The following is a 12,307-nucleotide window of genomic DNA, read 5'->3' on the forward strand; positions in this document are numbered from 1 at the left end:
CCCCAGCCCCCTCCCCCGCCCCATCCGTCACCGCCCGGACCAAGGCCATCGGCACCTGGAACCGCCAGGCCACGAAGAGGGCGGCCGCCCCCTCCATCTCCACCGCGCTGGCCTCAAAAAGGGTCCGGATGCGCTCCGCCTCCCTCTGATCGGCCAAAAACCGGTCCCCCGTGGCCACCCGGCCCCGGCGCACGGGGTAGCCCAGGGCGCGGGCCGCCTGTTCCACCCGCAAAAGAAGCCCGGGATCCGAGGGGAAGAACCGCCTTCCAAAGGCCGTTTCACCCGGCCCACGGCCAAAGGGGGTGAGGTCCACGTCCCACTGGACCGCCTCCTCGGCCAGAAGCAGGTCCAAGGCCCGCAAGGAGGGGTCCAAAGCCCCCGCCACCCCCAGAAAAAAGGCCTGGCGGACGGGATAACGGGCCAAAACGTAGGCCACCGCGCTCGCCGCCGCCGCCTTGCCAACCCCGGTCTGGGCCACCAGCACGCCGGAGGCTCGGGCCAAGGGAAAGGGTGCAAGAAGGGCCTCCCGGGCTCCGAAGGCCCTTCTTAAGGCCTCGGCCTCCTCCGGCTCCGCGGCGAAGAGGGCGGTCATAGGTAGACGCTTTCCTGGAGTCTAAGCCCCGCCTCGAGGACCCTTTGGGCCCAGGCCTTGGCCCCTTGCAGGTCGTGGTCCTGGTGGTTCCCGCACTCCTTCTCGGAGGCCCCGGGGATCTTTTCGGCCAGAAGAACCCCTTCCAAGGCCCTCCTGAAGGCCTCCAGGACCCTTTCCGGGGAAAGGGGGCCCAAAACGGTCAGGTAAAACCCCGTCCGGCACCCCATGGGGGAAAGGTCGATGACCCCGGGCAGTTGGTCCCGGATGAGCCCTGCCAAAAGGTGCTCGAGGGTGTGCAAAGGAGCGGTGGCCAGCGCCTCCCGATTGGGCTGGGCAAGCCTAAGGTCGTACTTCTCCACCACATCCCCCCTCGGGGTCAAAAACCGGCCCGCCAGGCGGACATAGGGGGCCTTGACCTTTGTATGGTCCAGCTTGAAGGACTCCACCTCGGCCATACGGCCATTATGGCATCATGGGGGCATGAGCCTGGTGATCCTGGACTTCGGCTCCCAGTACACCCGTCTCATCGCCCGGCGGTTTCGGGAGCTGAGGGCCTACTCGGTCATCCTTCCCGGCACGGCCCCCTTGGAGAGGGTCCTGGAGGAGAATCCTAAAGCCTTGGTCCTTTCCGGAGGGCCGAGCAGCGTCTTTGACCCCGGAGCCCCCAAACCCGACCCCCGGGTTCTGGAACTTGGCCTGCCCGTCTTGGGGATCTGCTACGGAATGCAGTACCTGGCCCAGCGCTTCGGGGGCCGGGTGGAGAAAGGCGGCCGGCGGGAGTACGGAAAGGCCCTCCTCGTGGAGGCCAAAGGCCCCCTCTTTCATGGCCTCACCCCCCCCCTCCAGGTCTGGATGAGCCACTCGGACCACGTGGCCGAGCTCCCCAAAGGCTTTTTCAGCATTGCCCGCACGGAGGAAAACCCTGTAGCTGGTCTGATGAGCGAGGACGGCCGGTACCTGGGGGTCCAGTTCCACCCCGAGGTGCGGCACACCCCTGAGGGCATGGCCATGCTGGAGAACTTTCTCGAGCTCGCCCGGATCAGGCGGGACTGGACCCCGGAGCAGACCCTAGAACGCCTCATCCAGGAGGTCCAAGGCCGGGTGGGTAAGGACCGGGTCCTCCTGGCCGTCTCCGGAGGGGTGGACTCCTCCACCTTGGCTCTTTTGCTTGCCCGAAGCGGGGTAGACCACCTGGCGGTCTTTGTAGACCATGGCCTTTTGCGCCAAGGGGAAAGGGCCCAGGTGGAAGGGGCGCTGAGGGCCCTGGGGGTCAACCTCGAGGTGGTGGAGGCCAAGGAGCGCTTTCTCGAGGCGCTCAAAGGTGTGGAGGACCCCGAGGAGAAGCGGAAGATCATCGGGCGGGCGTTCGTGGAGGTCTTTGAAGAGGTGGCCCGCAAGAAGGGCCCCTTCCGCTTTCTGGCCCAAGGCACCCTCTACCCCGACGTCATAGAGTCCGCGGGCTCCGAGCACGCGGCCAAGATCAAAAGCCACCATAACGTAGGTGGGCTTCCTGAAGACCTGCGCTTTGAACTTCTAGAACCGTTCCGCACCCTTTTCAAGGACGAGGTCCGCACGCTGGCCCTCCTTTTGGGCCTTCCCGAGCCCTTAAGGCTCCGCCACCCCTTCCCAGGCCCGGGGCTTGCCGTTCGGGTGTTGGGGGAGGTCACGGAGGAGAAGCTCACCGCTTTGCGCCGGGCCGATGCCATTTTCATGGAGGTCCTCTGGGAGGAGGGGCTTTACCACCAGGTGGACCAGGCTTTGGCGGTCCTTCTGCCGGTGAGAAGCGTAGGGGTCACCGGGGATGAACGGCACTACGGGTACGTGGTGGCCCTAAGGGCGGTGACCACGGAGGACTTCATGACCGCGGACTGGGCCCGGCTACCCCTCGAGGCCCTGGACAAGGCGGCCCGGCGCATCACCCGGGAGGTGCCGGGGATAGGCCGGGTGGTCTATGACCTCACCTCCAAACCCCCCGCGACGATCGAGTGGGAGTAGCTCACCCGGAGAGGAACCCTCCGTCCACGGGGATCACAACCCGGGGGATGTAGGTTGCAGGCCCCTCGCCAGGACCAGCACCCTGCGCGCGATCTCGTCCGGGCTGGCCGGCCGTCCGATCGGGAGCCATGGGTGGAACTCGAGGCCGGCCTGAAGAATCCTCCAGTTGAGGCGCAGCAGCCCCTGGCAGCCGACCCGGTCTGTGCCGGGGGTGCGCGTCCACCCGGGGAGGAGGGCATTGATGCGGAACCCGCACCGGCCGTACTCCCGGGCGAGGGCCCGGGTCAAGGCGATCCCCGCGGCTTTGCTCGATGGACCCGATGTTCATGATCACGCCGCCTTGGGCGCCGCGGGCTTGGATCATGCGCCGGCCCATCCAGAGCGTGCCCTCGAGGTTCACCCCCATCCCCCGCCGGTAGAAGGCCTCATCCACCTCGGTGAAGGGCCGGCTGGGGTAGAGGGCGGCGTTGTGGATGAGGGTGTCCAAGGTCCGCTCCCGCAGCGCCTCCCAACGGTTCGAGCACCTGAACGGTGGCGGAAAGCCGCTCCGGCTCCAGGTCCACGAGCTCAAGCTCCGCCCCGGCTTCCGCCATGCGGTGGGCTACGGCCCGCCCGATCTCGGAGGGCGCGCCCGCATCGCCGGGTTGGGCTTCCACCGCAGCGGTCCTTCGCACATGGAGCGGGCGGTCGCCGCGCCATTGGGGGAGGTGCGGCGGCGGTAGAGTAGGGGGGATGGAGGTGCTCGAAACCTGCGTTTACGCGGAGGACCTCGAGGCTGCGCGCGCCTTCTACGAGGGGGTGTTGGGCCTCGAGTGCTTCCAGTTCAAGCCGCCCCGGCACGCCTTTTTCCGGGCCGGGCGGGGGGTGTTCCTGGTCTTCAACCCCCAGGAGACCGAAAAGGAGACGGACCCCCCGCCCCACGGGGCCAGAGGGAGCGTGCACGTGGCCTTCCAGGTGGAGGAGGAAAGCCTGCCCGAGTGGGAGAGGCGGCTGAAGGCGGCGGGCTATCCCGCCTGGTGGGCCAGCTGGCCCAAGGGAAAAAGCCTCTACACCCGCGACCCTGCGGGCAACCTGGTGGAGCTCGCCCCGGCCCGGATCTGGGACCCATGAAGAGGGTGGAGGTTTACACCGACGGCTCGGCCACCCCGGACGGAAGGGGAGGCTGGGCGGCCATTCTGCGCTACGGACGCCACGAGAGGGTCCTCCAGGGCCGGGAAGAGGAAGGGGCCACCAACAACCGCATGGAGCTCAAGGCCGCCCTCGAGGCCCTAAGGGCCCTGCAGGAACCCTGCGAGGTCCACCTTTACACGGACAGCGAGTACCTGAAGAGGGCCTTTGCCGAGGGGTGGCTGTCCAAGTGGCAGAAAAACGGCTGGAGGACTGCCTCGAAAGCGCCCGTGAAAAACCGCGACCTATGGGAGGCCCTCCTGAAGGAGGCCTCCCGGCACAGGGTGGTCTTCCACTGGGTGCGGGGGCACGCCGGGCTCAAGGAGAATGAGCGGGCCGACCGTTTGGCCAAAGGGGCCCGCGCTGCTTCTCCATCGGGAGAAGACCGGGTTGCTTCTCCGTCAGGAGACGACCGGGAGGGTGGATAACGCTTTTTTCCCGCGAAACCAAATCCCGTATACTTAGGCCATGCTCCCCACCCGTCTGGACCGGGAAAGCCAGGAGTTCAAACGGAGCAAGGACCTCTGGGTGGAGGTCATCCGGGAGTACAAGGCTTCACTGGAGAAAGTCCGGCAAGGAGGGGGCCCTAAAGCCGTGGAGCGCCAGCATCAAAAGGGCCGCCTCACCGCCCGGGAGCGCATCGCCCGCCTGATCGACCCGGGAACCCCCTTCCATGAGCTCATGACCTTTGCGGGCTGGGGCATGTACGAGGAATGGGGCGGGGCCCCCTCGGGCGGGGTGGTGGCTGGCCTGGGCCGCATCCAGGGCCAGGACTGGATGATCATCGCCAACGATGCCACGGTGAAGGCAGGCGCCTTCTTCCCCATCACCGCCAAGAAGGTCATCCGGGCCCAGACCATCGCCTTGGAAAACCGCATCCCCACGGTCTATCTCGTGGACTCAGCAGGGGTATTCCTGCCCCTTCAGGACGAGGTCTTTCCCGATCAGGATGACTTCGGCCGCATCTTTTACCTAAACGCCCGCATGAGCGCCTTGGGGATCCCCCAGATCAGCGCCATTATGGGGAACTGCGTGGCCGGAGGGGCCTACCTCCCGGTGATGACGGACGTGCTTTTGATGACGGAAGGCTCGGGGCTCTACCTGGCGGGGCCGGCCCTGGTCAAGGCGGCCATCGGCCAGGAGGTGACCAGCGAGGAGCTGGGTGGGGCCAAAATGCACGCGGAGGTCTCGGGCACGGTGGACTTTTACGAACCCACGGACGAAAGCGCTCTGGAACGGATCCGGAAGCTCGTGGAGCTCTACCCCAAGGCCCGGCTGGCCAGCTGGGCCGAGGCCCGCAAGGAGGCCCAGGATCCGCTCTACTCGCAGGAGGACCTCTACGGCCTGGTCTCCCCGGACGGGAGCAAGCCTTACGACGTGCGGGAAGTCATCGCAAGGCTGGTGGACGGCTCGGAGTTTTTAGAGTACAAGGCCTCCTACGGGGAGACCCTGGTCACCGGGTTCGCCCGCATCGGGGGCTTTCCCGTAGGCATCGTGGCCAACCAGCGGCTCATCGTCAAAAAGCGGGGCCGGATCGAGGTGGGGGGCGTGATCTACGCGGAGGCCGCGGACAAGGCCGCCCGGTTCATCCTGGAGGTGAACCAGATGAACATCCCCCTCCTCTTCCTCCAGGACGTGACGGGCTTTATGGTGGGAAAGGAGTCGGAGCAGGCGGGGATCATCCGGCGGGGGGCCAAGCTGGTCAACGCGGTGAGCAACTCGGTGGTGCCCAGGATCACCGTCATCCTGGGGGGCTCTTTTGGTGCGGGGAACTACGCCCTTTCGGGCAAGGCCTACGCCCCCCGGTTTATCTTCGCCTGGCCCAGCGCCAAGTACGCGGTCATGGGCGGGGCCCAGGCGGCGAAGACCCTCTTAGAGCTCGAGGTGGAAAAGCTCAAACGCCAGGGAAAGGAGCCCTCGGACGAGGAGCTTAAGGAGCTTTACGAACGGATCAAGGGCCGGTACGAGGAGAGCTTGGACCCGCGCTACGCCGCGGCCCGGCTCTGGGTGGACGAGGTCATCTTCCCCCACGAGACCCGAAACTGGGTGGTGAGGGCCCTCGAGGCCTGCGCGCTCAACCCCGAACGGGAACCCTTCCGGCTGGGGGTCTTCCAGGTATGAAGCGGGAAGCCATTCGCTATGTGGAATCCCCCAGGGACGCCTGGCAGGGGTTTTCCCGCTTCATCCCCACCGAGGAAAAGGTGGCCTTCCTAAGGGGGCTTCTCGAGGCGGGCTTTTGCCACCTGGACCTGACCAGCTTCGTCTCCCCCAAGTGGGTTCCCCAGATGCGGGATGCGGAGGAGGTCCTGGCCGCCTTGCCCCCCCCAGAGGGGCGGACCTATCTGGCCATCATCGCCAACGAGAAGGGGCTGGACCGGGCCCTCCGGGCGCCCAACCTCACCGCAGTGGGGTACCCCTTCTCCCTATCCGAGACCTTCCAGAGGAAAAACACCAACCGCACCCTGGCCGAGTCCTGGCCTCTGGTGGAGGAGGTGGCGGCCAGGACGCGAGGGCGGCTCGAGCTCGTGGTCTACCTCTCCATGGCCTTTGGGAACCCCTATGGGGACCCCTGGAGCCCAAAGGGGGTGCTGGAGGCCATCGGCCGCCTAAGGTCGCTTGGGGTGCAAAAGATCGCCCTAGCGGACACCTATGGGGTGGCGGAGGCGGACCGGATCCATAGGGTGTTGGCGGAGGCCACCCGGCACTTCGGCCCCGAGGGTCTAGGGGCCCATCTCCATGCCCGGCCCGAGGGGGTCTTGGCCAAGGTGGAGGCGGTGCTTAGCGCGGGGGTGCGCTGGCTCGAGGGGGCCTTGGCGGGGGTGGGGGGATGCCCCTTTGCCGGGGATGAACTGGTGGGGAACCTCCCCACGGAAAGGGTTTTGCCCTACCTCGAGGCCCAGGGCTTCACCACTGGGGTGGATCTAAACCGCCTCCCCCGGCTGGCGGAAGAGGCGGGCCGGCTCAAAGCCCTGTACGCCTAACCCCGCCCAGACCCGGTCCCCCGCGAAGCCGCCCCCTCCAGGTAAAGGCCGGGGTCTGCGGGGTTGGCAGAGGCCATCAGCGAGCGCAAAACCTCTGCATCCTCCATTTCAAAAAGGGTGTACAAGGTGGAGCGGGGCAGCACCACCTCGTAGAAGGGGCCCGCCCCTTGGGCCTGTAGAAACTCCACTAGACGCGCCAGAGCCTCCTCCCCGCCCGGAAAGGCGGGGCCGAAGGCATCCAGGCTAAGAACGCTCTTCTTAGGCGTGTGGACAAAGACCGCGTACCGTGCCTTTTCGCGCCGGTCCTGCCAGTCAGTAATGAGATAGACCTTGGCGTCTTGGAGCCTCACCCCCCTGAGGACCTCCTGGAGCGCCTTCAAGGTGGCCTGGGGGGAGGCGCGCAGACCGATGCGTTCCATACCCTCATTCTATTCGGGCCTGAAGGAGCTTATGCGCGTAGATGATCTGGCCCGCGTGGTGCTGGGCGTGCTCCACCAGGTGGTGGAGGACATGGGCCAAGGGCGCCTCTGCCCCCAGCTGCCCCACCCGGACCGGTCTGGCCAGGTCCTCCCCGGCAAGCCCCCTAAACTCCGAAACCAGCCTGGGCCAGGCCGCTTCAAACCGCTCTAAGATCAGCTCCTTCGGCTCTAAGGGCCCCTGGAGCTCCCACTCCCGCCCCAACCGGGCCCATTCGGGAAGCTCCCCAGGCAGGCCCGCCCGAAGAAGGCGGTGCGAGCTTCCCAGGATGTGGCGGACCAGGCCCCCGATGGGGTTCAGGCCCGGGGCGGGCCGCCACCAAAACGCCTCCTCCGAAAGTTCAAAGGCCCATTTCCTGAGGTGCTCCTCTACCTCCTCAAGCCCCCGCACCCAGGCGGAGACGGCGGGGGGCAGACCCGGGACAAGGGGATTCAAAAAGGGTGCCGGCATGTCCTGATTATGCCATGCGTATACTGGCGAGGGATGCCCTTTGACCAGGAAGCGGAGCAACTGGACCGGTCCATCGCCTTCTACCTGGCGGAAAAAGGCCTCATCCCCTCCTGCCGGCCAGGGTGCTTCGCCTGTTGTTACCCCTGGGTGACCCTAAGCCGCCTCGAGGCCGAGGCCATCTATCCTCACCTGAACGAGGCCCAAAGGGAGCGGATCCAAAACGAAGGACCCAGGCGGCTCGCTCTCCTTCGGGCGCACAAGGACGATCCCGGGTTCCCCGCCCGGTTTTTTCAAAAGGCCTTTGCGGAAAACACCCCCTGCCCCCTGTTGGAAGACGGTCTATGCGGGGTCTATGCCCAAAGACCCCTGGCCTGCCGGGGGGTGCTCACGGACCAGGATCCGAGGCTGTGCCGACCGGATGCCCCCTACCCCAGCCCCGGCCACTACCTCCGGCCCCCGCTTTTCATGGCCCGGCTCAGAATGGAAGCCCTTTGGGAGGAGGAGCGGACCCGGTATGGCTTCCTGCTCCTAGGGGAGATCGCGGGGCTTTTGTTCCTCCTCGAGGACCTGCCCGAAACGAAGGCGGAGGTCATCCGCCTCCTCGAGGACCTGGGGGTCCTAGGGGGGCGCTGGGGGTACCAGGTGGTCTGAAGCAAAAACCGCGGCGCAGGCCGCGGCCTTGGCGGAGGGGGCGGGATTCGAACCCGCGGTGCCCCCTTGGGGGCACACCGGTTTTCGAGACCGGCCCGTTCAACCGCTCCGGCACCCCTCCTTGTGGGACCGGAAGAAACCCGTAAGAAGCTTAGCACACTCGGCCTCCAGGAGTCCACCCGCCATCCCCTCCCCCACCCCGTACCGGGTGAGGGCCCCCTCCTTCAGGTTCTCCGTCCCGTAGACGATGCGCACCCCCGCCTGACGGAGGGCCCCATAGCACATGAGGCAGGGCTCGAGGGTAACGTAGAGAATGGCCCCCTTCAGGACCGTCCGGGTTTTCCCCTGGGAAAGCACCCCCCCCACCTCCCGCAGAAGGAGCATCTCCGCGTGGGCGGTGGGGTCTTTCAAAGCCTCCACCCGGTTGTGGGCCCGGTAAACCCGGTCCCCATACAGGAGGACCGCCCCCACCGGAACCTCTCCTTCCCCCAGGGCCAGCCGGGCCTCCTCCAGGGCCAGGCGCATGGGGGTCTCCGTCTGGCCGTAGACCTCGACCACCCCCTCCCCCTCCGCCCGGACCGGCCAAAGCCGCCGGAGCTCCTTGGGGAGGCCCATCTCCGCAAGGGCCTCGAAAAGCCGCTTCCCCGAGGCCAGCCGGTCGCCGGGCCTCGGCCGGCGAAACCCCGGGGGGAGGGGGAGGCGCGGGTCCTTGGGGATCAAGAACACCACCCCGCCTTTTCTGCGGGCCAAGACGCCCCCAGGGAGGGTGACCGCCTTCCCCTTCAAAGCCCCTTCCAGAAGCTCCAGAAGCCGGGTTTCAGGCCTGAGGTCCAAGGCCTCCAGAACCCTTCTCAGCGCCCTTCGCCGCAGAACGCAAGGGGCCTCGAGGAGGGGGTGGACCCGGTAGGCGGGGACGAAGAACCGGGGGTCCGGCAAGAGGCGGCGGGCCGCCTCCGCCTCCAAAAAGGCGTCCTCCTCCTGCTGGACGCGGGCGAACCGGCCCATCGCGGCCTTGGCCCCGGGAAAGCGCGCCTCCAAAAGGGGCAAAACCGCCAGGCGAAGGTAGTTTCGATCCAAGGAAGGGTCCTGGTTCGTGGGGTCCTCCCGCCAGGCCTCCCCCAGGGCCTCAAGGAAGGTCCTGAGGGCCTGCCGCTCCAAACCGAGGAGGGGGCGCACCACCAGGCCCTGCTTCTCCCGGATGCCCAAGGCCCGGCCCGTCCCCTTGACCAGCTGGAAGAGGACCGTCTCCGCCTGGTCGTCCAAGGTGTGGGCGGTAAGGATGGCCCGGGCCTTCACCCTTTTGGCCACCCGGTAAAGGAAGGCGTAGCGGGCCTCCCGGGCTTTGGCCTCCAGGTTGCCCCCTGGGGCAAGGCGGGCCTGCTCGAGGAAAACGGGAAACCCTAGCCTCCTCCCCAGCGCCTCTACAAAAGCCGCATCCAGGTGGGCATCGGGCCTGAGGCCGTGGTCCAGGTGCGCGATGACCGCCTGCCTCCTTAGGGCATGGACCAGGTGGGCCATGGCCACCGAGTCCCCCCCGCCGGAGACGGCCAGGACCAAGGGGTCCTTGGGCGCAAGGCGGTCCAAAGCCGCCCGGAAGGCCTCCACAACCTCCACGCCCCCCATCATAATGAAGCGGTGGACCTCGGCTTTGACTTCGACCGCTACCCCTACCTGACCGCCTCCCTCCCAGGGGTGGGGGGCCGGATCCGGGTCCTCCCCCGGGACTTCCAGGTGGAGGAGGTGCCCGCCTACACCCCCTCAGGCCAAGGGGAGCACCTTTTCCTCCTCCTGGAGAAGGAGGGGCTGACCACCCGGCAGGTCTTCGAGTTTCTGAGGGATGAGCTGAAGGTGCCGGAAAAGGAGATCGGGGTGGCGGGGCTTAAGGACAAGCACGCCCTCACCCGGCAGTGGTTCAGCCTGCCCAGGCGGTACGAAGACCGGCTCTGCCTTCTGGAAACCCTTAAAGGGGTGCGCCTCCTCGGCGCGGATCTCCACACGAACAAGCTCCGGACCGGCCACCTCAAGGGCAACCGCTTCCGCATCCTCATCCGGGACCCAGAAGGGGGGAAGGCGGAAGCGGAAGCCGTGCTTTCCGTGCTGAAAAAGAAGGGGGTCCCCAACTACTATGGCCCCCAGCGGTTCGGCCTGGGCGGGCGGAACCCCGAGCGGGGGTACCGCCTGGTCAAGACGGGAAAGGGCCGGGGCACCCCCTGGCTCAAGCGCTTTCTCATCGGCAGCCTGCAAAGTCTCCTCTTCAACGACTGGGTAGCCCTCAGGATGGACCGGGGGCTTTTCGACCGGGTGGTTTTGGGGGATGTAGCAAAAAAGCACGACACAGGCGGGGAGTTTTTGGTCCAAGAGCCCGAGCGGGAGTTGGAGAGGGCCCTAAGGCTGGAGATCAGCGCCACGGGGGCCCTTTTCGGAAAGAAATACTTTGAAAGCCAGGGGCAGGCCCGGGCCCTGGAGGACGAGGTCCTCGCCCGGTACGAGCTCACCCGGGAGGCGTTCCAGGCCCGGAAGGGCGCGCGGCGGCCGATCCGCGTCCCTTTGGTGGAGGCGAGGGTGGAAGAGGCCAAAGAGGGGCTTTGGATCAGCTTCTTCCTGCCCAAGGGAAGCTACGCCACCAGCCTCCTCAGGGAGGTGATGAAGAAGACCCCCGAGGCCCCCTCAGAGGACCTCGAGGAGGCCGTTCCCCTTTAAGATGAGGGCGTGAGGGTCTCGCAAGCCCACCTCGAGGCCGCCATCGATGCGGCCTTTCTCGCCCAGGGCATCCACACCTACTACCTGGAGAAGGGGTTTACCCAGAAGGCCAAGTCCGGCCCCACCGACCTGGTCACCCAGGCGGACAAAGAAAGCGAGGAGGCCATCAAAGCCCTCCTCCTCTCCCGCTTCCCCGACCACGGCTTCCTAGGAGAGGAGGGGGGCGGGGACGCCCCCGGAGGGGTGCGCTGGGTGGTGGACCCTTTGGACGGCACGGTCAACTACGCCCATGGTTTTCCCTTCTACGGGGTTTCCATCGCCCTCGAGGTGGAAGGCCGGGTGGAGCTCGGGGTTATTCTGGACACCGCCCGGGGGGAGCTTTTCACCGCCCTCCGGGGCCAGGGGGCCTATCTCAACGGAAGGCCCATCCGGGTAACCGGGCGCCAGGAGCTCCTGGGAAGCCTCCTGGCCACAGGCTTCCCCTACGACGTGGCCAAGGATCCGGAAAACCTCACCTATTTTGAACGGGCCTTGAGGAAAGGGCTTCTGGTGCGCAGGCCCGGGGCGGCGGCCTTGGATTTGGCCTATGTGGCCGCGGGTAGGCTGGATGGATTCTGGGAAGTCAAGCTCAACCCCTGGGACGTGGCCGCGGGGTGGCTTCTGGTGGAGGAGTCGGGAGGTAGGGTGACGGATCTGGAGGGGGGGCCTTACCGGCTCGGCCATCGGTACATCGTGGCCACCAACGGCCACATCCACCAGGCCCTTCTGAGCGTCCTGACCGGTAAGGTGTGAGGCAGGGCCTCGCCCAGGGCTTCAGGTGCACCAAACCTCCCATCGTGATCCCCTCCCCTTAATCGATTGAGGAGTACCCTGCAAGAAGCAGCCGTAGGCGCTTTTTTTGCGCTAGGGTTCATGGACTCCGTCCCATCTACGCGTCGGGTCCTGGAGGGGGTTGAGGGCCAGGCTTGACCGGGCCACCAAACCGAAGTATCCTTAGGATGAAAGGAGGAGGCAAAGCGATGAGCTGGATCGTAGCCATCCTGGTGGGGGCCATCATCGGCTGGATCGCCAGTAGCCTAATGGGGGATCGGGAGGGGCTCATTGGGAAGATCCTCATTGGTATCCTGGGCTCCGTGCTGGCCAAATGGCTGTTTGCAGATGTTTTAGGGATCGGTGGGGCCGCCTCCGCGGGATCGTTTAGCCTGGGAGGCTTATTCTGGGGCGTCGTTGGAGCGGTGGTGTTGATCTGGGGGTTGCGCGCCCTCAGGATTATCCGCTAGCCCCGCCTGGAAAA

At 66.5% G+C, this 12,307-nt stretch carries 14 protein-coding genes, 1 tRNA gene and 2 pseudogenes; 9 read left to right on the forward strand and 8 right to left on the reverse strand.

Annotated elements, in window-relative coordinates; translation table 11 throughout:
- Together mtnN and C4301_RS01605 are read right to left on the reverse strand one after the other, a co-directional pair.
- On the reverse strand, positions 1–592 hold a 592-nt coding region (mtnN, locus tag C4301_RS01600), incomplete at its 3' end, for a 5'-methylthioadenosine/S-adenosylhomocysteine nucleosidase (protein WP_352413373.1).
- Positions 589–1,047 carry an S-ribosylhomocysteine lyase gene (locus C4301_RS01605; RefSeq protein WP_352413374.1) on the reverse strand — a complete coding sequence of 153 codons (459 nt, stop codon included), beginning with the start codon at positions 1,045–1,047 and terminating at the stop codon, positions 589–591. The genes mtnN and C4301_RS01605, both read right to left, overlap by 4 nt.
- A gap of 25 nt (positions 1,048–1,072) precedes the next feature.
- Here C4301_RS01605 and guaA point away from each other — a divergent pair, with 25 nt between their 5' ends.
- Entirely contained in the window at positions 1,073–2,587 is a 1,515-nt protein-coding gene (gene guaA / locus C4301_RS01610) for a glutamine-hydrolyzing GMP synthase (RefSeq protein ID WP_352413375.1), read from the forward strand.
- A gap of 33 nt (positions 2,588–2,620) precedes the next feature.
- On the opposite strand, the pseudogene C4301_RS09950 reads toward guaA, so the two are convergent.
- Positions 2,621–2,884, reverse strand: a pseudogene (locus tag C4301_RS09950) (SDR family oxidoreductase); the annotation flags it as partial.
- A gap of 22 nt (positions 2,885–2,906) precedes the next feature.
- A pseudogene (locus tag C4301_RS09955) lies at positions 2,907–3,158 on the reverse strand (SDR family NAD(P)-dependent oxidoreductase); the annotation flags it as partial.
- A gap of 161 nt (positions 3,159–3,319) precedes the next feature.
- Between C4301_RS09955 and C4301_RS01620 the strand changes: the two are divergent.
- Genes C4301_RS01620 through C4301_RS01635 form a run of 4 tightly spaced genes read left to right on the forward strand, consistent with a single transcriptional unit; the run spans position 3,320 to position 6,735 of the window.
- Positions 3,320–3,697, forward strand: a complete 378-nt coding sequence (locus tag C4301_RS01620; RefSeq protein ID WP_352413376.1) for a VOC family protein — start codon at positions 3,320–3,322, stop codon at positions 3,695–3,697.
- The gene (gene rnhA, locus C4301_RS01625) at positions 3,694–4,182 is read left to right on the forward strand and encodes a ribonuclease HI (protein WP_352413377.1); all 489 of its coding nucleotides are present in this window, start codon (positions 3,694–3,696) and stop codon (positions 4,180–4,182) included. The genes C4301_RS01620 and rnhA overlap by 4 nt, the downstream gene beginning before the upstream one ends.
- A 40-nt stretch (positions 4,183–4,222) precedes the next feature.
- Entirely contained in the window at positions 4,223–5,875 is a 1,653-nt protein-coding gene (locus tag C4301_RS01630) for an acyl-CoA carboxylase subunit beta (protein WP_352413378.1), read from the forward strand.
- Entirely contained in the window at positions 5,872–6,735 is an 864-nt protein-coding gene (locus C4301_RS01635; protein WP_352413379.1) for a hydroxymethylglutaryl-CoA lyase, read from the forward strand. The genes C4301_RS01630 and C4301_RS01635 overlap by 4 nt, the downstream gene beginning before the upstream one ends.
- On the opposite strand, the gene C4301_RS01640 is transcribed toward C4301_RS01635, so the two are convergent.
- Positions 6,732–7,154 (reverse strand): DUF3197 domain-containing protein, encoded by a 423-nt coding sequence (locus C4301_RS01640; protein WP_352413380.1) that lies wholly within the window; start codon positions 7,152–7,154, stop codon positions 6,732–6,734. The genes C4301_RS01635 and C4301_RS01640 overlap by 4 nt on opposite strands.
- A gap of 4 nt (positions 7,155–7,158) precedes the next feature.
- On the reverse strand, positions 7,159–7,662 hold the full coding sequence (locus tag C4301_RS01645; RefSeq protein ID WP_352413381.1) for a DinB family protein: 504 nt from the start codon (positions 7,660–7,662) through the stop codon (positions 7,159–7,161).
- Positions 7,663–7,695: 33 nt separating this feature from the next.
- Here C4301_RS01645 and C4301_RS01650 point away from each other — a divergent pair, with 33 nt between their 5' ends.
- A complete protein-coding gene (locus tag C4301_RS01650) occupies positions 7,696–8,313 on the forward strand; it encodes a YkgJ family cysteine cluster protein (protein ID WP_352413382.1) in 618 nt (205 codons plus the stop codon).
- Between the two features lie 29 nt (positions 8,314–8,342).
- Here C4301_RS01650 and C4301_RS01655 read toward each other — a convergent pair.
- Both C4301_RS01655 and tilS read right to left on the reverse strand, forming a co-directional pair.
- A tRNA-Ser gene (locus tag C4301_RS01655) sits at positions 8,343–8,434 on the reverse strand.
- Positions 8,413–9,936 carry a tRNA lysidine(34) synthetase TilS gene (gene tilS / locus C4301_RS01660; protein ID WP_352413383.1) on the reverse strand — a complete coding sequence of 508 codons (1,524 nt, stop codon included), beginning with the start codon at positions 9,934–9,936 and terminating at the stop codon, positions 8,413–8,415. Before tilS ends, C4301_RS01655 begins: the two co-directional genes overlap by 22 nt.
- Positions 9,937–9,948: 12 nt before the next feature.
- Here tilS and truD point away from each other — a divergent pair, with 12 nt between their 5' ends.
- The 3 genes from truD to C4301_RS01675 all read left to right on the forward strand — a co-directional run bounded on the left by truD (position 9,949) and on the right by C4301_RS01675 (position 12,293).
- Positions 9,949–11,013, forward strand: a complete 1,065-nt coding sequence (truD, locus tag C4301_RS01665) for a tRNA pseudouridine(13) synthase TruD (RefSeq protein WP_352413384.1) — start codon at positions 9,949–9,951, stop codon at positions 11,011–11,013.
- A 9-nt stretch (positions 11,014–11,022) separates the two neighbouring features.
- Positions 11,023–11,805 (forward strand): inositol monophosphatase family protein, encoded by a 783-nt coding sequence (locus tag C4301_RS01670; RefSeq protein WP_352413385.1) that lies wholly within the window; start codon positions 11,023–11,025, stop codon positions 11,803–11,805.
- Positions 11,806–12,032: 227 nt separating this feature from the next.
- The gene (locus C4301_RS01675; protein ID WP_352413386.1) at positions 12,033–12,293 is read left to right on the forward strand and encodes a GlsB/YeaQ/YmgE family stress response membrane protein; all 261 of its coding nucleotides are present in this window, start codon (positions 12,033–12,035) and stop codon (positions 12,291–12,293) included.
- Positions 12,294–12,307 lie beyond the last annotated feature (14 nt).

Source organism: Thermus sp. (assembly GCF_040290245.1).
Classification (GTDB): Bacteria; Deinococcota; Deinococci; order Deinococcales; family Thermaceae; genus Thermus_A.

Coding starts and splice junctions, on each gene's coding strand:
- C4301_RS01605 (WP_352413374.1), bottom strand. CDS start 1,047: ATGGCCGAGGTGGAGTCCTTCAAGCTGGACCATACAAAGGTCAAGGCC.
- guaA (WP_352413375.1), top strand. CDS start 1,073: ATGAGCCTGGTGATCCTGGACTTCGGCTCCCAGTACACCCGTCTCATC.
- C4301_RS01620 (WP_352413376.1), top strand. CDS start 3,320: ATGGAGGTGCTCGAAACCTGCGTTTACGCGGAGGACCTCGAGGCTGCG.
- rnhA (WP_352413377.1), top strand. CDS start 3,694: ATGAAGAGGGTGGAGGTTTACACCGACGGCTCGGCCACCCCGGACGGA.
- C4301_RS01630 (WP_352413378.1), top strand. CDS start 4,223: ATGCTCCCCACCCGTCTGGACCGGGAAAGCCAGGAGTTCAAACGGAGC.
- C4301_RS01635 (WP_352413379.1), top strand. CDS start 5,872: ATGAAGCGGGAAGCCATTCGCTATGTGGAATCCCCCAGGGACGCCTGG.
- C4301_RS01640 (WP_352413380.1), bottom strand. CDS start 7,154: ATGGAACGCATCGGTCTGCGCGCCTCCCCCCAGGCCACCTTGAAGGCG.
- C4301_RS01645 (WP_352413381.1), bottom strand. CDS start 7,662: ATGCCGGCACCCTTTTTGAATCCCCTTGTCCCGGGTCTGCCCCCCGCC.
- C4301_RS01650 (WP_352413382.1), top strand. CDS start 7,696: ATGCCCTTTGACCAGGAAGCGGAGCAACTGGACCGGTCCATCGCCTTC.
- tilS (WP_352413383.1), bottom strand. CDS start 9,936: ATGGGGGGCGTGGAGGTTGTGGAGGCCTTCCGGGCGGCTTTGGACCGC.
- C4301_RS01675 (WP_352413386.1), top strand. CDS start 12,033: ATGAGCTGGATCGTAGCCATCCTGGTGGGGGCCATCATCGGCTGGATC.